This is a genomic window from Streptomyces sp. NPDC087263 (genome assembly GCF_044744645.1).
GTDB lineage: Bacteria > Actinomycetota > Actinomycetes > Streptomycetales > Streptomycetaceae > Streptomyces.
In genome coordinates this window covers 735,888-757,261 of the sequence record NZ_JBIUYT010000003.1, presented here as the reverse complement: position 1 = coordinate 757,261, position 21,374 = coordinate 735,888, and the positions used below count along the sequence as shown (strand labels likewise).

The 21,374-nt window shown below is 68.9% G+C and carries 26 protein-coding genes and 2 pseudogenes; 17 read left to right on the top strand and 11 right to left on the bottom strand.

Annotation, left to right across the window (positions count from 1 at the left end; genetic code table 11):
• Positions 1 to 81: 81 nt before the first annotated feature.
• On the top strand, positions 82 to 309 hold the full coding sequence (locus ACIPC1_RS12845) for a hypothetical protein (RefSeq protein WP_402516128.1): 228 nt from the start codon (positions 82 to 84) through the stop codon (positions 307 to 309).
• Positions 310 to 341: 32 nt separating this feature from the next.
• Here the strand turns inward: ACIPC1_RS12845 and ACIPC1_RS12840 are convergent, their stop codons facing one another.
• Positions 342 to 959: a class F sortase gene (locus ACIPC1_RS12840; protein WP_402516126.1), complete on the bottom strand. Its 618-nt coding sequence runs from the start codon at positions 957 to 959 to the stop codon at positions 342 to 344.
• A 52-nt stretch (positions 960 to 1,011) separates the two neighbouring features.
• Positions 1,012 to 1,653 carry a hypothetical protein gene (locus ACIPC1_RS12835; protein ID WP_402516124.1) on the bottom strand — a complete coding sequence of 214 codons (642 nt, stop codon included), beginning with the start codon at positions 1,651 to 1,653 and terminating at the stop codon, positions 1,012 to 1,014.
• A gap of 1,046 nt (positions 1,654 to 2,699) precedes the next feature.
• On the opposite strand from ACIPC1_RS12835, the gene ACIPC1_RS12830 reads away from it, so the two are divergent.
• The 9 genes and pseudogenes from ACIPC1_RS12830 to ACIPC1_RS12790 all read left to right on the top strand — a co-directional run bounded on the left by ACIPC1_RS12830 (position 2,700) and on the right by ACIPC1_RS12790 (position 8,364).
• Complete coding sequence (locus ACIPC1_RS12830; RefSeq protein ID WP_402516123.1) at positions 2,700 to 3,011, top strand: DUF3040 domain-containing protein; 312 nt, start codon at positions 2,700 to 2,702, stop codon at positions 3,009 to 3,011.
• A complete protein-coding gene (locus ACIPC1_RS12825; RefSeq protein ID WP_402516122.1) occupies positions 3,008 to 4,066 on the top strand; it encodes a DNA topoisomerase IB in 1,059 nt (352 codons plus the stop codon). Before ACIPC1_RS12830 ends, ACIPC1_RS12825 begins: the two co-directional genes overlap by 4 nt.
• 38 nt (positions 4,067 to 4,104) lie before the next feature.
• A pseudogene (locus ACIPC1_RS12820) lies at positions 4,105 to 4,521 on the top strand (FAD-dependent oxidoreductase); the annotation flags it as partial.
• Between the two features lie 52 nt (positions 4,522 to 4,573).
• Positions 4,574 to 4,714: a hypothetical protein gene (locus ACIPC1_RS12815; protein WP_402516121.1), complete on the top strand. Its 141-nt coding sequence runs from the start codon at positions 4,574 to 4,576 to the stop codon at positions 4,712 to 4,714.
• Positions 4,715 to 4,786: 72 nt separating this feature from the next.
• A complete protein-coding gene (locus tag ACIPC1_RS12810; RefSeq protein ID WP_402516119.1) occupies positions 4,787 to 6,259 on the top strand; it encodes an aminotransferase class I/II-fold pyridoxal phosphate-dependent enzyme in 1,473 nt (490 codons plus the stop codon).
• 437 nt (positions 6,260 to 6,696) lie between these two features.
• Positions 6,697 to 7,242: a helix-turn-helix domain-containing protein gene (locus ACIPC1_RS12805; RefSeq protein WP_402516319.1), complete on the top strand. Its 546-nt coding sequence runs from the start codon at positions 6,697 to 6,699 to the stop codon at positions 7,240 to 7,242.
• Positions 7,243 to 7,249: 7 nt separating this feature from the next.
• A pseudogene (locus tag ACIPC1_RS12800) lies at positions 7,250 to 7,453 on the top strand (NADH-quinone oxidoreductase subunit D); the annotation flags it as partial.
• Between the two features lie 140 nt (positions 7,454 to 7,593).
• On the top strand, positions 7,594 to 7,713 hold the full coding sequence (locus ACIPC1_RS12795) for an LPFR motif small protein (protein WP_328833325.1): 120 nt from the start codon (positions 7,594 to 7,596) through the stop codon (positions 7,711 to 7,713).
• 162 nt (positions 7,714 to 7,875) lie between these two features.
• Entirely contained in the window at positions 7,876 to 8,364 is a 489-nt protein-coding gene (locus tag ACIPC1_RS12790; RefSeq protein ID WP_402516118.1) for a flavin reductase family protein, read from the top strand.
• Positions 8,365 to 8,828: 464 nt separating this feature from the next.
• Here ACIPC1_RS12790 and ACIPC1_RS12785 read toward each other — a convergent pair whose 3' ends face one another.
• On the bottom strand, positions 8,829 to 9,065 hold the full coding sequence (locus ACIPC1_RS12785) for a hypothetical protein (protein WP_402516116.1): 237 nt from the start codon (positions 9,063 to 9,065) through the stop codon (positions 8,829 to 8,831).
• A gap of 85 nt (positions 9,066 to 9,150) precedes the next feature.
• Between ACIPC1_RS12785 and ACIPC1_RS12780 the strand changes: the two genes are divergently transcribed.
• The 5 genes from ACIPC1_RS12780 (at position 9,151) to ACIPC1_RS12760 (ending at position 11,844) form a co-directional block, all read left to right on the top strand.
• Complete coding sequence (locus ACIPC1_RS12780) at positions 9,151 to 9,330, top strand: hypothetical protein (protein WP_402516114.1); 180 nt, start codon at positions 9,151 to 9,153, stop codon at positions 9,328 to 9,330.
• Between the two features lie 288 nt (positions 9,331 to 9,618).
• A complete protein-coding gene (locus ACIPC1_RS12775) occupies positions 9,619 to 9,990 on the top strand; it encodes a phage holin family protein (protein ID WP_384388013.1) in 372 nt (123 codons plus the stop codon).
• The gene (locus tag ACIPC1_RS12770) at positions 9,987 to 10,466 is read left to right on the top strand and encodes a DUF3618 domain-containing protein (RefSeq protein ID WP_402516113.1); all 480 of its coding nucleotides are present in this window, start codon (positions 9,987 to 9,989) and stop codon (positions 10,464 to 10,466) included. The genes ACIPC1_RS12775 and ACIPC1_RS12770 overlap by 4 nt, the downstream gene beginning before the upstream one ends.
• Before the next feature lie 5 nt (positions 10,467 to 10,471).
• Positions 10,472 to 10,738: a DUF4235 domain-containing protein gene (locus ACIPC1_RS12765; RefSeq protein ID WP_402516111.1), complete on the top strand. Its 267-nt coding sequence runs from the start codon at positions 10,472 to 10,474 to the stop codon at positions 10,736 to 10,738.
• 236 nt (positions 10,739 to 10,974) lie between these two features.
• The gene (locus ACIPC1_RS12760; protein ID WP_402516316.1) at positions 10,975 to 11,844 is read left to right on the top strand and encodes an alpha/beta hydrolase; all 870 of its coding nucleotides are present in this window, start codon (positions 10,975 to 10,977) and stop codon (positions 11,842 to 11,844) included.
• A gap of 617 nt (positions 11,845 to 12,461) precedes the next feature.
• On the opposite strand, the gene ACIPC1_RS12755 is transcribed toward ACIPC1_RS12760, so the two are convergent.
• From ACIPC1_RS12755 to ACIPC1_RS12745, 3 genes are all read right to left on the bottom strand, one after another.
• Positions 12,462 to 13,133 (bottom strand): HAD family hydrolase, encoded by a 672-nt coding sequence (locus ACIPC1_RS12755; protein WP_402516108.1) that lies wholly within the window; start codon positions 13,131 to 13,133, stop codon positions 12,462 to 12,464.
• 7 nt (positions 13,134 to 13,140) lie between these two features.
• Positions 13,141 to 14,106: an LLM class F420-dependent oxidoreductase gene (locus tag ACIPC1_RS12750; RefSeq protein WP_402516106.1), complete on the bottom strand. Its 966-nt coding sequence runs from the start codon at positions 14,104 to 14,106 to the stop codon at positions 13,141 to 13,143.
• 226 nt (positions 14,107 to 14,332) lie between these two features.
• Positions 14,333 to 14,494 carry a CDGSH iron-sulfur domain-containing protein gene (locus tag ACIPC1_RS12745; protein WP_402516103.1) on the bottom strand — a complete coding sequence of 54 codons (162 nt, stop codon included), beginning with the start codon at positions 14,492 to 14,494 and terminating at the stop codon, positions 14,333 to 14,335.
• On the opposite strand from ACIPC1_RS12745, the gene ACIPC1_RS12740 reads away from it, so the two are divergent.
• On the top strand, positions 14,493 to 15,440 hold the full coding sequence (locus tag ACIPC1_RS12740) for a DUF6262 family protein (protein WP_402516100.1): 948 nt from the start codon (positions 14,493 to 14,495) through the stop codon (positions 15,438 to 15,440). The two genes, ACIPC1_RS12745 and ACIPC1_RS12740, sit on opposite strands and share 2 nt — an antisense overlap.
• A gap of 107 nt (positions 15,441 to 15,547) precedes the next feature.
• Here ACIPC1_RS12740 and ACIPC1_RS12735 read toward each other — a convergent pair whose 3' ends face one another.
• From ACIPC1_RS12735 to ACIPC1_RS12725, 3 genes are read right to left on the bottom strand one after another with little or no spacing between them, the layout of a single operon-like run.
• Positions 15,548 to 16,342 carry a MerR family transcriptional regulator gene (locus ACIPC1_RS12735; RefSeq protein ID WP_402516099.1) on the bottom strand — a complete coding sequence of 265 codons (795 nt, stop codon included), beginning with the start codon at positions 16,340 to 16,342 and terminating at the stop codon, positions 15,548 to 15,550.
• A 15-nt stretch (positions 16,343 to 16,357) separates the two neighbouring features.
• Positions 16,358 to 17,119 (bottom strand): ABC transporter permease, encoded by a 762-nt coding sequence (locus ACIPC1_RS12730; RefSeq protein WP_402516097.1) that lies wholly within the window; start codon positions 17,117 to 17,119, stop codon positions 16,358 to 16,360.
• The gene (locus ACIPC1_RS12725; RefSeq protein ID WP_402516094.1) at positions 17,116 to 17,925 is read right to left on the bottom strand and encodes an ABC transporter ATP-binding protein; all 810 of its coding nucleotides are present in this window, start codon (positions 17,923 to 17,925) and stop codon (positions 17,116 to 17,118) included. The genes ACIPC1_RS12730 and ACIPC1_RS12725 overlap by 4 nt, the downstream gene beginning before the upstream one ends.
• A gap of 841 nt (positions 17,926 to 18,766) precedes the next feature.
• On the opposite strand from ACIPC1_RS12725, the gene ACIPC1_RS12720 reads away from it, so the two are divergent.
• On the top strand, positions 18,767 to 19,303 hold the full coding sequence (locus tag ACIPC1_RS12720; protein ID WP_402516093.1) for a hypothetical protein: 537 nt from the start codon (positions 18,767 to 18,769) through the stop codon (positions 19,301 to 19,303).
• Between the two features lie 726 nt (positions 19,304 to 20,029).
• Here the strand turns inward: ACIPC1_RS12720 and ACIPC1_RS12715 are convergent.
• Together ACIPC1_RS12715 and ACIPC1_RS12710 are read right to left on the bottom strand one after the other, a co-directional pair.
• Entirely contained in the window at positions 20,030 to 20,722 is a 693-nt protein-coding gene (locus tag ACIPC1_RS12715) for a UdgX family uracil-DNA binding protein (RefSeq protein ID WP_402516091.1), read from the bottom strand.
• Positions 20,723 to 20,734: 12 nt separating this feature from the next.
• Complete coding sequence (locus ACIPC1_RS12710) at positions 20,735 to 21,115, bottom strand: DUF6479 family protein (RefSeq protein WP_402516089.1); 381 nt, start codon at positions 21,113 to 21,115, stop codon at positions 20,735 to 20,737.
• Positions 21,116 to 21,374: the final 259 nt, after the last annotated feature.

Sequence of the window (21,374 nt, the reverse complement as noted above, 5' to 3'; positions counted from 1 at the left end):
CGCTTCGCCCTCGCGGCCTGACCCACCAGCTCACCGGGCGTCATGCGACTTCCCCGCACGATGTCGCCGTGCACGCCCTGCGTGACGCTGACGCACATCGACAACGGTTTCGGCCTCCCCGCCCTCGCCCCCTGTGTCCGCACCCGCGCAGAAGGATGGCTCACCCTCGGCTTCGCGGCGCGTGCCGACTCCGAGGCGGCCGCGCTGAAGCTGCCTTGCTGCGGGCCGCCGCGTCTCCTCGGTCCGGACGCTGGATCGTGTCTGCAGACCCAACGCGGACACGCGGGCGGGCCGGTCACCTCGCCGTGAGGTGCCGGCCGTTTCCGCATCGCTTTCCGTGCTCAGGCTGTCCGCTTCTTGAGCGAGGTCAGGTGGGCGAAGACGACGACGTTGGCTGAGTAGCCGTGCCTCTTGTCGAAGCTTCCTCCGCACGTCATCAGTCGAAGTTCGGGACGGTTGGTGGTTCCGTACACCTTGTTGTCGGGGAACTTGTCTTTCGCGTACTTCTTCACCTCGTCGACGGTGAAGATGGCGGTTGCCCGGTCGGCCCGGCTGACCTTCACCGTGTCGCCTCGGTGCAGGCTGTTGAGGTTGAGGAAGATCGCCGGTCCGGTCCTGGTGTCGCGATGACCGACGATCAGGGAGGTTCCCGCCTCGCCGGGTGACGGGCCGTTGCGGAACCAGCCCACCACTTTCGGCGTGCTCAGTGGTGGAGCGCCCAGCCGGCCCTTGTTGTCGAGGTCGAGGCCGGTGACCGGGGCCTCGATGAAGATGGCGGGAATGGCGATTTTGACCGGCCGGGAGCGCGCCAGGGGTGTGTGCGGGGCCTGTTGGGGCGGCGCGTCACCGCCGCCCGCGGCGTCACCGGCGCGGGCGGCGGTGACCGGGGGCCCGTCGGCGGAGTCTGAAACCGCCCAGACGATGCCGGTCACCAGCGAGAAGGTCGCACACAGCGTCATCGACAGACGGCACGCACGACTGGGTCCGCGTTGCCGTCGCCGTCGGCTTTGGCTATGCCTCGTTGCGGGCACGGCGACGCGCGGCTCGACGGATCATGATCAGCGCGGAGACGGCGATCCCGCCGGCGGTCAGGGCGGCGGCGGTCCCGGCGTTCGAGTCGCTCTGGGAGCTGACGTTCTCCAGGTCCGGGACGCCTCCGCCACCTGCCGGCACCGCTCCGATGGGCTTGTGATATTCCTTGCCCGGGCCGATTTCCGCGGGGCCGCGGCGCTGGGTCTCCTGGCGGTGGCAGTCGACGGAGAACCTCTTCGTCTTGGGGCCCGCAGGGGTGATCCACACCAGCTGGTACGTGCCCTGCGGGAGCCGGTACTTCGCGCTGTCCGCCGAGCCGTTGATCAGCGGCAGCGTGCTCTGCAACGTGTCGCCGGGTGGCATGGTCGGGGGCTGCGCGGTGATCGTCCAAGCGACCGCCGGCAACGACTCGAAGTTGCTGGCGGAGAGGACGAACTCGCAGACCTCGACTCCGTCGCCGCCGCGCGAGTGCCAGTCGACCGAGCGGATGTCGATGGCCCCGCTGTCACCGGGAGCGGCGTAGGCACCTCCCGATCCGGCCAGGGTGGCACCAGCGACCACGACGGCCACCGCGGCACCCCCGCGGACGCTACGGAAGCGGAGGGAAGAGGACTTGACCATGCTGGACTCCTTCAAGCCGGGATGATTGTCGTACTTATTGACCAGGCCTGTAGTGAATGTCATAGAACGTCAAAAGATGTATCGAGACACCGCAAAAGTCATCAGATATAACTCGAATAGCCCAAGTCGCCCCACAACGGAGTCCGTCACGCCTAGCGGGTGTCCTTCCACTCGTGTCGTGAGGCGTGTGCGACCCGATGAACCTGGGCGCGCACAGGCGGGATGTCCGGTGTGTGACTGTTCGTCACGACGGGGTCGGCGTTTGACTGCTCCAGCCGCTATCAGGTGCGGGCATGCCGTCATCACTGTCGTCACTGTCGTCAGCGGTGGCCTCACGGAGCGGTGTTGCTGAAACGCCGTAGCCCGACTCCTCGGATGCCTCGGTAACCATCCCTGTCTGAAGGAGGGTTGGAGGCATGGGCGTGCTTCGAGCGCCCCCTGCTCGCGCCCTGCCGCCGTATCTCGCGCCCCGTCACCGTGGTGAGTGGCCGGGTCCGGCTGCCTGGTTGACGGCCACATGATGTTCGGCCCGGCCCGGGGCAAGAGGTGGTGGTGGACGTCATGGCCGACCGGATCGGGAACATCTCCCGGCAGCGTTGCGAACGGATCGTCTCGCCGGCCAGGGAACTGATCGCGCAGGTTCGAAAGCCAGGCTCACCTGAACCGTGAGACCGACCACTGCGCCGAAAGCCGCCTCCGTGATGCGCGCGCCCGAAGGGTGCGGGTTACCTGGCCGTTGCTGGAGTCCACTGACGCAGGCCGCGCGGAGTGGAACCTCCACGTCGACTGCTTCCTTGACCGTACTCACGAGTCCCTCTTCATATGGTTCCCCGCCGAGGCCGGCCCCTTCAGGAGCGGGTCGGCTGCTATGGCGCGTGCGAGGCACCGAGTACCGGGAAAGCCGTACGAAGGCTCCGACCCGCCCGCTGGAAGGCGTCGGCCGGTTTTTGCGGGGAACTCGTCCGGACATCAGCACCGAGGACTCCAGCGCCGACCCGGAGCGGAGCGGTCCGGTGCCTCGGCACGGGACGAATGAGGTACTCACCGTGGAAAGCCGAAACAACCCCGATGACGTCGCACTGTCGTCGCAGGAACGCCTGGCGCTGTGGCGTATCGAGGCGGAACTCCGCCAGGACGGACGCCCGGCCCGGCGGATGCGCCACTCGGTGGCCCGGCCGTGGCTGCCCCCATTGGTGGCCGCCCTGACGTGTGCGTCACTGCTCCTCCTCGTCGTGGGAGTCCTCACCTCCGACTCCGCCGTCCTGTGGTGCCTCGCCGCGCTGTGGCCGATCACCCTCCTGCTGACTTTCCGGATGCTGCACCGCCCGGCAGGCGCCGCGGACCGCACCAGGCCATGAACGTGAACTCCGCGCCGTCGCACGGCGGTTCACAGCGGCAGGTCCGGTTGCGCGACAGCGACGTCCACCGGCCGGGAATCACCCGGATCCGCTGCGGGCGAGGGTTCCGCTACGTCGATCCCGGTGGCCGCCCCATCACCGACGGGGGCGAAAGGCAACGCCTGCGCGACCTGGTCGTACCGCCCGCGTGGAAGGACGTGTGGATCTGCCCTGACGCCAACGGGCACATCCAGGCGACCGGCACCGATGCCGCGGGACGACGCCAGTACCTCTACCACCCGCGGTTCCGGGAGCAGCAGGAGGCAGCCAAGCACGAGCACGTCCTCGAAGTGGCCCCCGCCCTGCCCCGGCTGCGGAAGCACACGGCCGAGGACCTCAAGGCCCGGGGCCTATGCCGGGATCGTGTGCTGGCCTGCGCGGCACGCCTGCTCGACCTGGGGTTCTTCCGGATCGGGAACGAGTCGTACCGCCGTGACAACGAGACTCACGGTCTCACCACGCTGCTCCGCGAACACGTCTCGTGCCACCACGGCGAGGTGCGCTTCGCCTATCCGGCCAAGGACGCGAAGGATGTGTCGCAGACGCTGGCCGAGGAGTCCGTCTGCCGGGCCCTGCGCTCGCTGCTGCGCCGCCGTGGCGACAGCGAGCGCCTCTTCGCCTACTGGCAGGCCGGCGCCTGGCACGACGTGCACGCGGACGATCTCAACGCCTATCTGCGCGAGCGCACGGACACCGACATCACGGCCAAGGACTTCCGCACCTGGCACGCCACCGTCCTCGCGGCCGTCGCCCTCGCCGTGGCGGAACCCGTCGCCGCGGCATCCCGCACCGCCCGCCGACGCGCGGTCACGCGCGCCGTCCATGAGGTGGCGGGTTACCTGGGGAACACGCCCGCGGTCTGCCGCGCCTCGTACATCAACCCCAGGGTCGTCGAACTCTTCGAGGAAGGCCGGACCATCGCCCCGGCGCTCGACGACCTGGGCGCAGGGGTTCGCTTCGGCGAACCCGCCACGCAGGGTGTCGTGGAAGAAGCCGTGCTCCGGCTGCTGGCGTAGCTTCGCGTATCCCGTCGCCGCGGGGGAACCCGACGGCCGTGAACACGAGGCAGGAACCGAGGCTGAAATCAAGGGATCGTACTGGCTGGAGACCGCACCGCCGGGCGAGCCCGCTCCCCCGCCGTCCCTGACCTCTCCGTCGACGTCGCGGTGGTCGCCGGCGGCATCGCGGGACTCGGTGCGGCCTGGGAACTGGCCAGTCAGGGAGTCGACGTGGCCGTACTGAAGGCCGGACGGCTCGCCGCCGGGGTCACAGTCGCAAGGCGGCCAAGCTGACCGCTCTGCACACGCTGGTCTACGACCATCTCGGCCGCACCCGTGGCCACGAGGGCGCGCGGCTGTACGCGCGCTCACAGCCCGCCGCCATCAGCCATGCCGCCGAGATCGTCGAGGAGTTGGGCATCGACTGCGAGTGGGAGGAGGAGGCCTTCACCTACGCCGAGGCCCCGCAGAGAGGACTTGAAGCGCCGTGACCGCGCCCACTGCCCAGCAGAAGAAGTCCTGCAGGTGACCAGGAGCAGTTGGGCGAAGGCCCGTCACCGCCACGGCAACGGCGTACGTAGGTGGGCCCGCGCGGTGGAAAGCGGCGGTTCCCCGGTTGCGGCGCACACGGGCGCGGAGTGGGACATCGTCCGGGGCGAGTACTGAGCGGCGAGTGGTCGTGGCGGTGCCGGTAGCCCTGGCCTGCATGATCGCCACGCCGCGGGGAACCCGGCCGCCATGGCTGCGAACCAGGCTGAGGCCCCGATTCTCGAAGCGCTCGCCCGCTACGCGGACGCGGACGAACTGGGGTTCACTCCCCCGGGCCACAAACAGGCACGCGGCGCGGACCCCCGCGCCCGCGCGGTACTGGGCGACGCCGTCTTCTACGGTGACGTCCTGGCCAACGGCGGCCTGGACGACCGGCTCGCCCGGGGCCGCGTACTGGAGCGGGCCGAGAACCTCATGGCCGACGCGGTACACGCGGACCACACGTTCTTCTCGACCTGCGGCAGCTCTCTGTCGGTGAAGGCCGCCATGCTGGCGGTCACCTCTCCCGGCCACCGACTCCTCGTCGGACGGGACGCCCACAAGTCGGTGGTGGCCGGACTCGTCCTGTCCGGTGTCGAGCCCGTGTGGGTGGAACCCCAATGGGACACATCCCGCCACCTCGCCCATCCCCCCTCGGCTGCGGCCTACGCCAAGGCGTTCGCAGAGCATCCGGACGCAGACGGTGCCCTGGTCACCAGCCCCACACCGTACGGAGCCGCCGCCGACCTCAAAAGCATCGCCGACGTCTGCCACCGGCTCGGCAAGCCTCTCATCGTGGATGAGGCATGGGGAGCACACCTCCCCTTCCACGACGACCTGCCGTCATGGGCCATGGACGCCGGCGCCGACATCTGTGTGACCAGCATCCACAAGATGGGCAGCGGTCTGGAACAGGGCTCGGTGTTCCACCTCCAAGGCGACCTCATCGATCCTGCCGAACTGGATTCGCGGGCCGACCTCCTCGGCACGACCAGTCCGAACGTCCTGATCTACGCCGGCATCGACGCCTGGCGTCGGCAAATGGTCCAGTACGGCCACGAACTCCTCGGCAGGGCACTGGAGTTGGCGGCACGCACCCGCGCGGCTGTCGAAGCGATCGACGGCTTCCACGTTCACGACACGAAGGACTTCTGCGGCCCCGACCTCGCCCACGACTTCGACCCGCTCCCGGCCGTCATGGACATCGGCGAACTGGGCAGCACCGGCTACCGCGCCGCCGACTGGCTGCGTACCCACCATCACATCGACGCCCATCTCTTCGACCACCGACGTATCAGCGCACAGCTCACCCACGCCGACGACGAGCAGACCACCACCCGTCTCCTGACGGCCCTGCGCGACCTTGCCGACCACGCCGCCGAACTGCGGGATGCCCCCCAGGTCGCCGTCCCGTCACCCGCCGAACTGCGGATGGACCAGGCCCGCCAGCCCCGCGACGCCTACTTCGCCCAGCACACGAAGGTCCCCACGGCAGAAGCCGTCGGCAGGATCGCCGCCGAGATGATCACCCCCTACCCGCCCGGCATCCCCGTGGCCCTGCCCGGCGAACGCCTCACTGAGCCCGTACTGAAATACCTCGCCACTGGAGTCGAGGCAGGCATGTTCCTGCCGGACGCGGCCGACCAGCGACTGAACACCGTACGGGTCGTCGAGGAGGACTGAACCGCGCCCCCGCGTGCTGAAGCCACGAGCCCGCCCCTTCACCAGCGACGCGACTCACGCCCCGCTGGGCCCTCAGCCAACCGGGGTACTCGCGAGGCTGCCCGGAGAACCGCCGCCACTCGCACGAGCGGGAGAGACGACGCCCCGCTTCGGACACCACCTGTGCAGGTAGCGACGATTTTGCCCTGCGCCGAGCGGCCGCAGGGCCGGCCGAACTTGGCAGAACCGATGGTGGCCGTCCGGATGACGAAGCCCTCGTCGCCAGGGCCGCTCTGGCGTGGTTCTTCAGAATGGCAGCCCCTGCCACCCGTCGGTCCGAGCTCGGCGCCGAACAGCTTCCCCCGCTACGGCGCCCTCGGCAGCTACGGCCTCGGCGGCGTGACCACCCGGAGTGCGGGACGATCCACTGCGCAAGGTGAGAGTTGCCGCAGCACCAGATGAGTTGTTTTCCGTCCCTTCACGGGTTTGCGTGGCCGGCGCCTGTTCGCTGCGGTCTGCTGTCGGGTGTGGGCGACAGCAGGCTGGAGCCGCTGGTGCCGAGTGAGACCGAGCGGCAGGCGTTGAACAACTGGGCCAAGCGCCGCAGGACCGCTCAGGGGCTCGCTCTGCGGGCGCGGATCGTCCTGGCGTGCGCGGAGGGCGGGCCGAACATGGCCGTAGCTGCCCGGCTGGGCGTGAACCGCGGCACCGTCGCCAAGTGGCGCACCCGGTTTCTGCGTCACCGACTGGACGGGCTGTCGGATGATCCAAGGCCCGGGGCACCCGCGGACCATCACCGACGCCCAGGTGGAAGAAGTCGTGGTCCGCACCCTCGAAGAAGCACCCGAGGCCGGGACGCACTGGTCGCAGCGGGAGCTCGCCGAAGCCATGGGGATCTCACCCGCGAGCGTGCTGCGGATCTGGCACGCCTTCGCTCTCCAGCCGTGGCGGATGGAGACCTTCAAGATCTCCCCGGATCCGCAACTGGTCGACAAGGGCCGTGACACCCGGGTGCTCCATGGCCTCACCTCGACACTGCTGGCCCTCGGCCTCGCCGCGCTCGCCGTGACGCGCCCGAAGCTGCTGGGCGAGCGGTCATGGACGGCTCCGCTACGACGCCTGCAGTCCGGCCACATCGGCGACTACGTGGCCTGGATGCTGATGGGCACGACCCTGCTGGCGGTGCTGGCCCTCCCGGGCATCCTCAACAGCTGAGCCGACGGGAGAAGCGGTACGGGAGCCGACGCAGGGTCGAGCCGGGCCGGGACGCCCCTTTCGCCACCGAGTACCTGATGCCCCGGCGGGTACTCGTCACTGGCATTCACTCAAGACGTAGACAAATCCTGGAGGTCTCCATGTTCCGCGCCATCGCAGACGTGCTCCGCAGCATCGGCAGTGCGATCGCCACCGTCGTTACGCTGCCGTTCCGGGCACTCGCCCGGCTGTTCGGCGGAGCGTCGCGTTCCGCGCACTGACGACCTCCGTGAGCGGGCCGGAAGCCACTTGGCGACGACTCCTGCCGAACTCCTCGCCGAACCGCCCAGTTCCGAGCACTGCGTGAGGACCGCAGCGCGAGGTCGCCGAGACGGCCGAACATTTCCGCAGCATCCGATCCCTTGAGCCGGGAGCCACGTACCGTGACCGATCTCGATCCGTTCACCGACCTGCTCGACTGTCCGATGTACGTCGTCACCGCCGAGGCCGCCGGTGAGAGGTCCGGCTGCCTGGTCGGGTTCGGTTCGCAGTGCTCGATTCGGCCCGCCCGGTTCGTGGTCTGGTTGTCCAGGGCCAATCACACGTACGGCGTGGCTGAGCACGCCGAGCGGCTCGCGGTCCATCTCCTCCACCGGGACCAGGACCGACTGGCCCGGCTCTTCGGCGGCGAGACCGGCGACCGGACTGACAAGTTCGCCGACGTCCCCTGGCACCCGGGACCAGGCGGGTCCGTGATCCTCGACGAGGCACCGGCCTGGTTCGTCGGTCGCGTGGAAAATCGGATCGACGGCGGCGACCACGTCGGTTTCCTCCTCGCCCCGGAGGCGGCGGAGAACCTCGGAGGCAGCCCAGCCCCTCCACTGTCCCTGAGCGACGCCCGCGGCATCACCCCGGGCCACCCGGTGAACTGACCGGCAGGGCTCCCGACGCGCCGGATCCTGTCCCGCGACTCCCCACGCGGAACCCGGATCGCCGCGCACTGCCGGAACGACCCCTGAGCGAGTCGGCTCCGATTCCTTTGCGGCCTACGGCCCGGGAGCGACGAGCGTCGTCGTGCGTTCTGGGCGGAGTTCCCATGGACAACCGACGAGACGAGGAACTCTACTCACGGGACCGTCCGACCCACCTCACCCCACCGGAGGGCCGGCCACGCTGGGGGCGAAACCCATAGCTCCGGTGAAGCACCGCAGTCCTTGGCTGGCCGCCGCGCTCGTCCTCGGCGTCATCGCGCTGATCGTCATCGGTATCGCCTTGTTTCCCTGATGGGAAGACACGAGGCAGGCTCTCTCGGCGACCGCCCCGCGGGTCCGCGGTGAGTACCGCGTCCGGCGTAGCTTCACGCGGGACGCGGTACTCACGGCGGACAAGGTGCTACTCAGGCTCCGTCCAGGCGCGAACGCAGAAGCCGCTTGCCAATGTCGGCACCCTTGCGACTGTCGGCCTGGGCCTTGCGGAAGAGATCCGCGACCTCGGTGTCCTTCTCGCGCTCCGCATCCGCGATGTACGTCTCCAACCGCAGCGCGTTGCTCAAGCACGCTTCCACATACCAGATCAGGTTGTAGTCCCTGTCCGGCGTTCCCGTGGCGCCACCGGTCTCCGTACTGCTGGTCATACGAGTCTCCTTCAGGTCCGTGGCCTTGCCCCTCCGGCCCGGGGCGGGTACCCGCCCCGGGCCGGCGCACACTCCGGCAGGCCGCGTGCGTGGACGAGGCCACACGCGCAACGGCCGCTCCAACGCCTACCGCATCGAGGAAGGGACCATCCTGCGCCACCCCGCCGAGGGCAGGGGCCTGCCGCCGACGGCCGAGCCGTACACCCAGCCCCGCTCCACGCACACGTGGGACGAAGCGGACGTACGCAGGCCGAGTGAGGGATGAAGCATCCACGGCAGGCAGCGGGAAGACCGCCAGGTCCGGATTTGCTGCCCCGCGCGGGCATAGGGGTCCCGCCGTGGACGAGAACACCGAGCGGGCGCGCCCGAACCCTCAGGCCGCTCCCTGCTCTGAACTCGCCCGTCCGGGGTACTCGCACGGTCATCGGACGGTCGGGCGCGTGCCTGCGGCCCGGCCCGCAGGCGCCCACAAGGAGAGGAGAGGACCCCTGTGTCGAACACACAGCCACACGTCGCGGACTCCCGCAGTACGGACCGCTCGGGCCAGGAACCGATGAGCGAGCTGGTGCAGCGAGCCTCACACCAACTGACCGAGCTGGTGCGGGGCGAACTGCGGCTGGCGCAGGCCGAGATGAAGGAGAAGGGTCAACGCTACGGCAAAGGCGGGGGTCTGTTCGGCGGCGCAGGCGTCGTCGGCTTCCTGATGCTGCAGGCGCTGGTCGCCACCGCGATCGCCGCGCTGGCGGTGCCGCTGCCGGTGTGGGCGGCGGCGCTGATCGTCGCGGCGGTTCTGGGCGTGATCGCCGGGGTGCTCGCTCGGAGTGGGAAGAAGCAGGTCGGCCGTGCCGCGCCGCCTCTGCCCGAGGAGACGATCGACAGCGTGAAGGCCGACGTGACCGAGATCAAGGAGAGTGTCCGGCGATGACTCAGCCGTCCGACAACCATCCCACCGCTGCCGACCCCGAAGAATTCCGGAAGCAGGTCGAACAGGTCCGGACCGAACTCGGTCGGACGGTCGAAGCGCTGGCGACCAAGGCCGACGTCAAGGCGCGCGCCAAGGAAGAAGTCGCCGAGGCGAAGGAGCAGGCCGCCACGAAGGCCGGCGACCTCAAGGAACAGGCCGCCCTCAAAGCCAGGGAACTGAAGGCGAAGGGCGCCGACCTGGCCCACCAGGCACAGGACAAACTGCCCGACCCGGTCAGGGACAAAGCCGCCCAGGCTTCCGGGCAGGCCCACGCCGCGGCGGCCCAGGCCGGTCGCGTATGGCAGGAGAAGGCGCCCGAGCCGGTACGGCGGAAGGCGGCGCAGGGAGCGGGGCTGGCGCGGGACAACCGCACCGCGCTGCTGGCGGCGGCCGGCGTCGCCGTCGCGGTGTGGCTGACCTACCGCCGGAAGGGGTGAGCCGGGTGAAGGCATCGAAGATCGCCTACAAGCCCGTCGGCCTGGCATTCGGCGCCGTCAGCGGCATGGCCGCCGGAGCCGTGTTCAAGCAGGCGTGGAAGGTGCTCGGCCACGACGCGGATGCCCCGGACGCCACCGACGAGGAACGCTCCTGGGGCGAAGTACTGCTCGCCGCCGTACTGCAAGGAGCGATCTTCGCCGCGGTCAAGGCATCCGTCGACCGCGCAGGCGCCGCCACCATCCGTCGCCTGACCGGAACCTGGCCCGGCTGAGGCCCAAGGGAAGGGGCTGAAAGCGCCGAAGGTCACGGAGCGCAGCTCTCCCACGATCGGCTGCCCCGGGCCACGGCCACGGTCCTTCGCCAGGGCCGCGTCTTCCGCGGCCGGGCTCCGGGACCCCGCGTCCGCCATGCGGGCGCATCTGTGACGAGACGTGCAACCGTGCGGTGTCCACGAAAGCAGGGCAGCGCTGCCAGGGCGGTGACAACGCGATGGGAGAGGGGTCGGTCTTGTTCGAGGGCTTCGAGACCAGGTGGGTTCAGCTCGATGAAGCGTCGGTCTTCGTCCGCCACGGCGGCGAGGGGCCGCCGGTGGTACTGCTCCACGGCCATCCCCGGACGTCCTCGACCTGGCACCGCGTAGCACCCCTTCTTGTCCGGCGCGGCTTCACCGTCGTCTGCCCCGACCTGAGGGGGTACGGCCGTTCCCGCGGTCCGGTTGCCACGGAGGACCACGCGGGACACTCCAAGCGAGCGGTCGCCGGTGACGTGGTCGCGGTCATGCGCACGCTGGGCCATGACCGGTTCAGGCTGGCCGGACACGACCGAGGAGGCGCCGTCGCGTTGCGCCTCGCGCTCGATCACCCCGGCGCGGTCTCGCGGGTGGCACTGCTCGACTGCCTTCCCCTCACCGAACACCTGACGCGCATCACGGCCGAGTTCGCCACGCGATGGTGGCACTGGTTCTTCTTCGCCCAGCCGGACATTCCCGAGCGGGTCATCAACGCGGACCCGGACAGCTGGTACCGCGGCGACCCGCACAGCATGGGCCAGGAGAACCACGACGAGTGGCGAGAGGCGACACGGAACCCCGCCGTGGTGCGCGCCATGCTGGAGGACTACCGGGCCGGCCTGACCATCGACAGACGGCACGAGGAGGAGGACCGGGACGTCGGCCACCTCATTCGCTGCCCGGCGCTGATCCTGTGGTCGCTCCGGGACGACCTTGAGCATCTCTACGGCGACCCCCTTGAGATCTGGCGCCGGTGGGCGGACGACGTCCGCGGCCACGGCATCGACTCCGGCCACCACATGGCCGAACAGGCACCGGACGCCCTCGCCGCCGCCCTGGCGGACTTCTTCGCTGACGAGCCCGAGTGAGTACCGGAGTCCTCGCTCAGCCGCCGCCCGGTGGGCCGGCGCGGAGAGGTGGTCCTGGACCAGAGCCCGGTCCTCGCCGACGGCCGACGGCGGGGACCCTCCCGCGTCCAGGTAGGAGGCGGCGCTCACGCCCAGGTCGGCACCGGGCCCTCGGCGAGCAGGCCTTGCCGAGCGCTGCGTTGACGCGCCGGTCGCGATGCCCAGGAGACGACGTGATGCTCCAGCAGATCAACCCCGCTCAGCGGTGGAGCGCCGTGCGCAGCCTGCGTCGCGAAGCCTCGGCCCACACGGGCGGCAGCTCCCGTTCGCCCCGGTCGGCCGCGGCTTGCTCCTGTCCGTACAACAGGCCCCAGGTGAAGCTTGGTTCGCCAGGGCGCTTCGTACTTCCGCTCTGTCTCTCGTTTCGACTCGGCCATGACGTGCGCGTACACATCTGAGCCCCGGACACACACGAGCGGTCCGGATTTACGCCCGACGGATTCCTCGTTCCTCGCCGGGAACCGTTCCTCCTTGGTGGTGTCAACGGACGACGTGGGCTGCACCCTGTCTGTGTCCACCGGTGTCCAGGACGACTCGGCACGCACCACGGGCTGACCTCGTACCGCCGAAGGGTCCGGTCACTCCCGGTCGGCGAAGACGCTGATGTCGAGGTGGTCGAGGAGGTCGGCGGGGTCCCTGTACACGGCGTGGGCGCCGGCCGCCTCCAGGTCCGCGCGCGGGATCCCGCCGGACAGCACCGCCACCTGGACCACTCCGTCCCGTACTGCGGCCTTCATGTCCCACACGGTGTCGCCGACGAACACGGCCCGTTCGCTCGGGACACCGGCGAGTTCCCTGGCCTGTCGGACAGGGTCGGGCGCGGGTTTGCCGTCGGCGACGTCGTCCGCGCTGGCCGCCCCGAGGATGACGTCGTCCGCGTCGATCGCACGGCGCAGCGCGGCCAGTTCCGGACCGCTCGCCGAGGTCGCCAGCACGATCGTCCAGCCCCGCCGGGCCAGTGCGCGCAACAGGCTGCCCGCCGCGTCCAGCGCCGGCAGCCGCTCGAAGTAGGTGGCGTAGAGGGCGTGGTGGGCCGCGACGAGCCGCTCGTCGTCCTCGGGGTCGCGGTCCTTCCCCAGCAGGTGCTCGATCAGGTCGCCGCTGGCGAGGCCCACGGCCCGGTGGATCTCCCGCATGGGGACGCGGTGACCGCCCTGTCTGAACGCCTCCCACCAGGTGACGACATGGAGGTGGTTGGTGTCGACGAGGGTTCCGTCGACGTCGAAGATCGCGGCGCGTTTCGTGGTCATCGCGGACTCACAGTTCACGGAGGGCGGGGAGCAGCTTCTGTTCGGCCCATTCGAGGTACGGCTCCTGGTTGTCGCCGCCGATCTGGACGAGCGCGACCTCGGTGAACCCCGCGTCCACGTAAGGCCGTACGGCCTCGACGACCGCCTGCGGGTCGTCACCGCAGGGAATGGACCGGGCCACGTCCTCGGGCCGTACGAACTGCGTGGCACCCTCGAACGCGGCGGGTCCGGGCAGCTCGGAGTTGACCGGCCAGCCGCCGCCGAACCAGCGGAACTGGTCGTGGGCACGGGCGACCGCCGCGTCGCGGTCGGCGTCGTAACAGATGGGCAGTTGGCCGACCTTGGGCTTGCCCGTGCCGCCGTACCGGTCGAACGCGGAGATCAGTTCCGGCCTGGGTTCCGTGGCGATCAGCAAGTCGGCGAGCCGACCGGCGAGTTCGCACGAGCTGTCACCGGAGACGGCGACACCGATCGGCAGGGGTGTGTCCGGCAGGTCCCACACCTTGGCGTTCTCCACGTCGAAGTGGGCACCGTGGTGGTTGACGTTCTCCCCCGCCAGGAGCGCGCGGATGATCTCCACTGCCTCCTCCAGCTTCGCCAGCCGGACGTGCGCGGCGGGCCAACCGCTTCCCACCACATGCTCGTTGAGGTTCTCCCCGGAGCCAAGACCGAGGCGGAACCGTCCCTGGGACAGGAGTTGGAGTGTGGCGGCCTTCTGGGCGACGACCGCCGGGTGGTAGCGGGTCGTCGGGCACGTCACGTACGTCATCAGCGGAATGCGTTCGGTGGCCTGCGCGGCGGCGCCGAGCACGCTCCACGCGTAGGGGGCGTGCCCTTGGGACTCCAGCCAGGGGAAGTAGTGATCGGACGTAACCGAGAAATCGAAGCCGGCACGCTCGGCGCCGACCACATGGCCCACCAGTTCCCGTGGACCGGTCTGCTCGGTCATCATCGTGTACCCGATCTGCACCACGACGCTCATCTCCCTCGCTGGTCACCTGCGCGAATACGATCCTCGGTCCCGTCACCGCTTGCTCGCGGCCTCCGTCCGCGGAAAGCCGAAGGGCCACACGGCCGACCCTGTCAGCTGTCCGTGGCCCCCCAACGGGGCGAGTACCCCTCTCGTGGCTTCTCGCACGGCGGAAGTTCCCGCGCCGCACGGAGCCGGTCGGACGGCCGGTCGAGCACCATCGACGGGCTCAGGAGTCGCAGGCGGCTCCCCCGTCCGGCCGTCTCGGCCGCTCGGACCTGCGGTGACTGGTGTCGCACCACGGGTAGGTGCGGCTGCGCCGGCAGGTGCACACGGCGACAAAGACCCGGTCGGACGACACAGTGGTGCCGTCCTCCAGCGTGACGTCCATGCACTACGCCAAAACCCTCGCGGTTACCGCCGAGCGCGAGTTCCTGCGCTACAAGAAGGTCACCGCCGACGGCCGAACCGCCGACTTCGACCCGAGCGACCTGTGCGACCTCCTGCACCTGGACCAGAGCGCTGACCGGGTACTGCCGAACGGGTGGTGCATGCTGCCGCCCAAGCGGGTCTGTTCAAAGGGAAACGCCTGCCTGACCTGCGACAAGTTGGTCACGGACGCCGGCCACCAGGACGAGCTCAAGCTCCCACTCGAGCAGGCCGAAGCCCTGATCGCCCGACGGCAGACTCAGTTCGTCTCGCGCCCCGGACAGCTCATGGGCAAGGACAACGTCTGGCTCTCCGGACGGCTCGCCAAGACGAACGCCCTGTCCAAGGTCCTCGTTGCACTCGATCGCGTCGGCGTTCAGGACGGTGAGAACACTTCACGCGGTGCGCGGAGCCGGCACACCAGATCAGGCGGAACCGCCCGCCGCTCAAAGCGAGGAACCCAAACTGTGAGCCCTCTACCAGAGCATCTGCACCAGGCGGCGGAAGCGCGCACCACGGACGCCGACGAACAAGCCCGAACCGACCTCGCCCAAATGGTTAGGACCGGCCAGGCCATCAGCTTCACCGCCGTTGCCCGTGAGGCAGGAGTGAGTACCGACTTCCTCTACAGACACCCTCAGCTCCGAAGCATGATCGAACCTCATCGCGCGAAGCACGGCCAAATCCCCGCTGTGCGCCAGGCTGACACCGAGGCGCCGTCATCGACCTCGGCGGCCGTGCGCGCATTGAGCGCGCGCCTGTCAGAACAGCAGCAGGGGCCCACCGCGAGGAGATCACGCAGCTACGGAAGGCCCTGGAGGTGGCCCACGGAAAGAACCTGGAGCTCCGGCACCGTCTTGCCGTGTTCGACGCAGACTGATCGTACGAGCGGCACTGGCGACGACTAGGCGGAAACCCCGAACCCGCCGTGCCAGACGAACTGCACGGCAAACTGCCGCCCCGGTCGGCACGAGCACCCTCGAACAACGTCACACCAGGCCCCTGACCTGCCACTTCAAGATGGCGGCAGTTCAGTGTTGAGCATGTCGGCAGGCACTCGCTCGATGCGGGTCCAGCCCCTCCAGCCACGCTCCTTCAAAATCGCCAACACCAGTTCGGCGCCCGGTGCGGACTCAAGCATGGTTGAGTCCAGCAGGTCGACGAACTGGTCATCGATGCCGTCGTCGGCACCCACCTCGCCGGCCTCCACAGCGCGAATCATCAGGCGCTCCATGATGTCGGCGACCTCGACGATCCGCGGGTCGTCGGCCGGCCAGTCGAGTGCCCCGCTGAGAAGGCTGTAGAGCTTCACCATGTCGGGGTCGTCCAGTTCCTCGTGCTTCTTGGCGATCACGGAGTCGATCAGGTGCGGCACCTGGGCGGCGATCATGATCCAGGCATCCCGCTCCATCTCGATGTACCGCTCCTCGACGCCGAGACCGCGCAGCCGGTCGAGGTAGTCCACGACGCTCCGCGGCAGCGCCAGGTGCTCTCCGACGGCGAGCCGGGCGAGCCGCTGGCGGGTGCCCTGCAACCGCCGGATCTCGGCGCGCAGATCCTTGTCGATCTCCTGGACGCCGCCGACGAACTCCTCCGGGCCGGCGTCGAGGAGTTCCTGCACCCTGGCCAGCGGCACGCCTGCATCGGCCAGGGTGCGGATACGGATCAGGCGCACGACCGCGGCAGCGTCGTAGGTCCGGTACCCGGACCGGTCGCGCTCGGGCTCGGGCAGCAGCCCGATCTGGTGATAGTGGCGTACCGCCCGTACCGTCACCCCGGCGTACGTCGCCAGCTGGCTGATGGTGAGCATGGGTCTCAGCTTGCCTCAGGCGATCTTCCGGCGATAGGCGATCATCGCGAAGACGTACGCCACGACGAGGATGCCCACACACCACGCGAGCGCGATCCAGATGTCGTCGCCGACCGGCTGCCCTGCAAACAGAGCACGGATCGTGTTGACGATCGACGTCACCGGCTGCTGCTCGGCGAACCAGCGCACCGGGCCGGGCATCGTCCGTGTGGGCACGAACGCCGAGCTGACGAACGGCAGGAAGATGAGCGGATAGGCGAACGCGCCCGCTCCCTCGACCGACGACGCGGAGAGCCCGGGGATCACGGCGAGCCAGGTCAGCGCCAGGGTGAACAAGAGCAGGATGCCGGCGACCGCGAGCCATGCCGACACTCCTGCCCCTGAGCGGAAGCCCATGAGCACAGCGACGCCCACGACAAGCACGAGCGCGATCAGGTTGGCGACCAGAGAGGTGACGACATGGGCCCACAGCACACCCGACCGCGCGATCGGCATGGACTGGAATCGCTCGAAGATCCCGCTCTTCACATCGGTGAACAGCCGGTACGCGGTGTAGGAGATGCCCGATGCGATGGTCATGAGCAGGATGCCGGGCAGCATGTAGTTCACGTACGAAACCGACCCGGTATCTATGGCGCCCCCGAACACGTAGACGAACATCAGCATCATGGCGACCGGCGTGATGGCGGTCGTGATGATGGTGTCCATACTGCGTGTGACATGGCGCAGGGTCCGCCCCGTGAGCGCGGCAGTATCGCTGAAGAAGTACCCGGTCATCCTTGTCCCCCAGTTGTCGTGCCGGTGGCGTCGCTCTCGTCCCTGCCGCCGATGACCGCGAGGAAGATCTCCTCCAGGGTCGGCTGCTTCTCGACGTACTCGACCGTGGCGGGCGGGAAGAGCTGCTTGAGTTCGGCGAGGGTTCCGTTCACGATGATCCGACCTTGGTGGAGGATCGCGATCCGGTCGGCCAGTTGCTCGGCCTCGTCCAGGTACTGCGTGGTGAGCAGCACCGTCGTTCCGTGGCCGGCGAGTTCCTTGACGGCATGCCATACCTCGATGCGCGCTTCGGGGTCGAGTCCGGCCGTCGGCTCGTCCAGGAAGATCACCGGCGAATTGCCGATGAGACTCATCGCGATGTCCAGTCGTCGGCGCATCCCACCCGAATACGTGGACACCTTCCGCGCGCCCGCCTCGCTCAGCGAAAAACGCCTCAGCAGGTCATCCGCGACCGCGCCCGGGTCCTTGAGGTGGCGCAGCCTGGCGACGAGGGCGAGGTTCTCCCCACCGCTGAGGATCTCGTCGACGGCGGCGAACTGCCCGGTGAGACTGATGGACTCCCGCACGTTCGCCGGTTGCGTGGCGACGTCGAAGCCATGGACGCCGGCCGTCCCCGCGTCGGCCTTCAGGAGCGTGGCGAGGATCCTCACGGTCGTGGTCTTGCCCGCCCCGTTGGAGCCGAGCAGGGCGAAGATGCTGCCCGGCGCCACGTCGAAGTCCACACCGCGTAGCACTTCGAGCTTCCCGTACGACTTCTCGAGACCCCGCACGCGAATCGCCGGACCGGCGGTCGATTGTGCCGTCATGGTCATCTGCCTCCTTCGCGGAGCTGTTCCACGCGAGTGCGAGGAAGCTCCTGCCGGAAGGATGGAGGGTTGACCCAACGTCAAGGTCAAGCGCGCTCCGACCACGGCATCCAGATCGGCTGGCGCTGATTCGGCTCGTCCCGTGATTCGTTCCCATGACCGGCCACTTCAGATGGCGACAGCTCAGAGAGCACTCAACCGGACGTGACGTCTTCCCTGGGCCCGGGATGGACGCCAGCGACATACCGCTGACACTTTGACCCGCAAAGAACTTAGGTCAAGCCGTCGGAGGTACAGATAACAGGTGGTCGACGTCCAGCTGACGGGCACTGTCGAAGTAGGCGTCGTCGTAGGAGCTGTACCAAAGCCCGCCGGTGAGGACACAGTTCGCGCCCTGCTCAGGGGCCCTGACCGCTTCTGACGTCAGAAGCTCCGCCCTCGTGTTGCAGCCGTCGGCGAGAATGCCGGAGTTCCGGTGCTTGAACTTGCTGCGCTCCTAGCCGGTCCGGCTCTCGTCCTGGATCGGGAGCGCTGGAGGGCCTCGCGCACCGGGAGGGTCACGGTGTCGCCCGGAGCGGCCTGGGCAGTGGCGGCGGGGGCGAGTAGTGCGGCCAGTACAGAAAGCGCCATGGCGGCAGGACGGACGGTACGGGAGAGACGTAAGACAGGACCCCTTCGAAGATCACCGACAGTTCGTGATCTTCGTACCGGGGATGGTGCGCGACCCGCCCGGCTCCGCCGCCCGATTCACCCTCAGGAGCGGTAAGTCGGATCGCGCCCGCGGGACGCCGGAAGCTGTCCCATCATGTGGTGTTGCAGCTACCTGAGGAGGACGAATCCTGTGTCATCGCCCTGTGACCCCCAGTACGCTCCCGTCGGTGATGTGGGCGCAGCGCTCATGATGATCGACTCTCGGCTCAAAGGCATCCACGACGCCAAGAGCGGGACCGACCCCGAACACCAGGCGCTCACCCGCCAGTTCGCCGCGTCACTGGGCCCCAAAGAAGCCAATGACGTGCTGGACGGCGCATGCACGCTCATCTACATGTTCATGACGTGGCTGCGGAAGGCCCACGAAGACCAGCACAAAGACGCCATCGCGTACGTGGTGCCCAGCCTCGTCGCCTCGCTGCGCATGATGCCCAAGAGCATCCGCCCCGGGACCATTCCCACCATGGCCGGCCTGGTCATCGCCGCGGGCACCGGCCTGAGTCCCAACCTATGGCGCAAGCAGTACGGGGACTGGACTGACGAGGAGATGAATGCCCTGGAAGCCACCGCCTTCCTGCTCGCGGAGCACATCAACCGCATCACCAACGACCCCGACTTCGCCACCCGCATGATCACCGAAGCTCTGTCCAGTGCGGACGAAGACTGACGCGCCGCGTCCTTCGTGAGAGCCCTCGCAGGCAGCGGCCTTCTGTTCCTTGCCGGTCAGCCGTTGGGCGGTGCGGGTGGCCGCGAACCTGTCGAATGGCCCCAGCGGAACGCTCGGGTTCCAGAGGTGGTTGCAACACCTGACTCTCGGGGTTGTTGCGATGACCAGGCCGCGTCGGAAGCCGAAGAAGCCCGGACCCGCACCGTTGGCGGACAAGCGTGATCAATACCTTCGCCTCATGGCGCAGGTGATGAGCAACTCGGCCGCGTGCCGAGAGGTGGGAATCAACCGCACGACCGGGAACCGCGCCAACTCGGATCGCGCCCGGAAGACGTCACCGGACACTGTCCCGCACCGCACCGCACCGCACGGCAGAGCGAGAGCCGTCCCCGACCTCGGTGTCCGGCGGCGGATCGAGGCGGGTCAGGCGGGTCAGTCCTCGCCCCTGACGATGTTCCAATCCGGGCTCGCCTGCTCCTGCCGAGCCGGTCGGTCGGCCCTCGCCGGAAGGCAGGTACGCGCACCCTTCCCGCGCCGACGACATGCCTTCGCCCAGCCCGTCTCCCGCCGCCGTGTAGTGATCTTCGTCCCGACATCCGCACCCACTGCGCTTCATCTTCTTTCAGCGTCCGGCCGGATGAGGGCCGGTCCTTCACGTACTGCCGTGTTTCGGCTACGGACCGCGTCCCCCTCAGCGGCGGCGGGAAAGCCAGACACACGCTGCTCTCAACGGCCTTCCAAGGCCCTCGCGGCGACTTCCAGGTCCGCCACCAGACCCGCGTAGGCGGCTTCCCTGTCATCGGAGCGCAGCACGGCCGAAGGATGAAGTGTCGCCACCACCCAGCGCTCCGCCTCTTCGTCACGCCTGTCCTCATCCGGCAGCGGGATGAGTGTTCCGCGGTCCCTGGTCACGCGGAACGAACGTCCGAGCAGCGCTTTCCCGGCCGTCGCGCCGAGGGCCACCACCACGTCCGGCCGGATCAGGTGCAGCTCGGCCTGGAGCCAGGGCCGGCAGGCGCTCAGCTCTCGCAGGTCCGGTGCCTTGTGGATACGGCGCTTGCCACCTTCGGCGAGGGTGAACTTGAAGTGCTTCACCGCGTTGGTGACATACGTGGTGTCCCGGTCGATACCAGCCTCTCCCAGGGCCTTGTCCAGCAGTCGGCCGGCCGGACCGACGAAGGGCTCGCCCCGCCTGTCCTCCTGGTCTCCGGGCTGCTCCCTGACGAGCACGATCCGCGCCGAGGACGTGCCCTGGCCGAAGACCGTCCGGGTGGCCTTCTCGAAGAGGGGGCAGCCTCGGCAGTCTGCCGCCGCCTGCCTGTACGTGGGGAGCCCGCCCCGCTCCGGCAGGTACGGAGTCGCGTCGTACGCGGCGGGCCCGGACTCGTGGTCCTTGTGCGCGTTCCCGGATCGGCTCATCGGCTCACCTGGTCACTTCCTGCCGGACCCACCACTTCCGAAGGAACCGCTGGAGCCGGGCTCCCACTTGGGGGCGTCCTGGTCACCGGCCCGTTTGCTCCCCGAAGCGTGAAGATTGCTCGGCCTGAGCCGCTCACTCTCGTCCGCGGCATGGGGAACCTCGTCCGGCTCCCGCACTTCCCGCATTTCCCGTACGGGTCCGGACTCCGGCAGCGTGGGGTGTTCGTCCGGCCGGGGCGGGTGCGGTTGCTGCCGTCGCACCCTCACACCGAGCCGAACCGTCCACATCAGCAGGCCCACCACGATGAGACCGCCGACAAAGGCCCCGATCGCCCCCATCGCCGCCTGCGACGCCGCCAGGTACAGGTGTTGCAAACTGTTCTCTGTCGTCATCGACGTCGGGTACCCGATCGACAAAGCAATAAGTACCGTCCCCCCTCTCGTCCGTTGCTCCGACCGCCCCTCCCGTTCCGCGTGACCTGTGCCACTGGCGGGTCCCGCTGGTCACGGCGGTATCGTCACCGCCGAGGCCCCGCTCCGCCATCGGTGACGCTGGCCGTTTCCCAGTCACGCTTCTGGTTCGTGGACGTCGAGGGACCGCTGGTGGACTCGCGTGACGGGCTCAGCAAGGAGCAGCGCGTCCACGCCCGAA

Coding starts and splice junctions, on each gene's coding strand:
- ACIPC1_RS12740 (WP_402516100.1), top strand. CDS start 14,493: ATGCACTACGCCAAAACCCTCGCGGTTACCGCCGAGCGCGAGTTCCTG.
- ACIPC1_RS12805 (WP_402516319.1), top strand. CDS start 6,697: ATGAGTTGTTTTCCGTCCCTTCACGGGTTTGCGTGGCCGGCGCCTGTT.
- ACIPC1_RS12825 (WP_402516122.1), top strand. CDS start 3,008: ATGAACGTGAACTCCGCGCCGTCGCACGGCGGTTCACAGCGGCAGGTC.
- ACIPC1_RS12755 (WP_402516108.1), bottom strand. CDS start 13,133: ATGACCACGAAACGCGCCGCGATCTTCGACGTCGACGGAACCCTCGTC.
- ACIPC1_RS12710 (WP_402516089.1), bottom strand. CDS start 21,115: ATGACGACAGAGAACAGTTTGCAACACCTGTACCTGGCGGCGTCGCAG.
- ACIPC1_RS12715 (WP_402516091.1), bottom strand. CDS start 20,722: ATGAGCCGATCCGGGAACGCGCACAAGGACCACGAGTCCGGGCCCGCC.
- ACIPC1_RS12795 (WP_328833325.1), top strand. CDS start 7,594: ATGTTCCGCGCCATCGCAGACGTGCTCCGCAGCATCGGCAGTGCGATC.
- ACIPC1_RS12810 (WP_402516119.1), top strand. CDS start 4,787: ATGGCTGCGAACCAGGCTGAGGCCCCGATTCTCGAAGCGCTCGCCCGC.
- ACIPC1_RS12730 (WP_402516097.1), bottom strand. CDS start 17,119: ATGACCGGGTACTTCTTCAGCGATACTGCCGCGCTCACGGGGCGGACC.
- ACIPC1_RS12735 (WP_402516099.1), bottom strand. CDS start 16,342: ATGCTCACCATCAGCCAGCTGGCGACGTACGCCGGGGTGACGGTACGG.
- ACIPC1_RS12775 (WP_384388013.1), top strand. CDS start 9,619: ATGAGCGAGCTGGTGCAGCGAGCCTCACACCAACTGACCGAGCTGGTG.
- ACIPC1_RS12785 (WP_402516116.1), bottom strand. CDS start 9,065: ATGACCAGCAGTACGGAGACCGGTGGCGCCACGGGAACGCCGGACAGG.
- ACIPC1_RS12745 (WP_402516103.1), bottom strand. CDS start 14,494: ATGGACGTCACGCTGGAGGACGGCACCACTGTGTCGTCCGACCGGGTC.
- ACIPC1_RS12835 (WP_402516124.1), bottom strand. CDS start 1,653: ATGGTCAAGTCCTCTTCCCTCCGCTTCCGTAGCGTCCGCGGGGGTGCC.
- ACIPC1_RS12770 (WP_402516113.1), top strand. CDS start 9,987: ATGACTCAGCCGTCCGACAACCATCCCACCGCTGCCGACCCCGAAGAA.
- ACIPC1_RS12840 (WP_402516126.1), bottom strand. CDS start 959: ATGACGCTGTGTGCGACCTTCTCGCTGGTGACCGGCATCGTCTGGGCG.
- ACIPC1_RS12725 (WP_402516094.1), bottom strand. CDS start 17,925: ATGACGGCACAATCGACCGCCGGTCCGGCGATTCGCGTGCGGGGTCTC.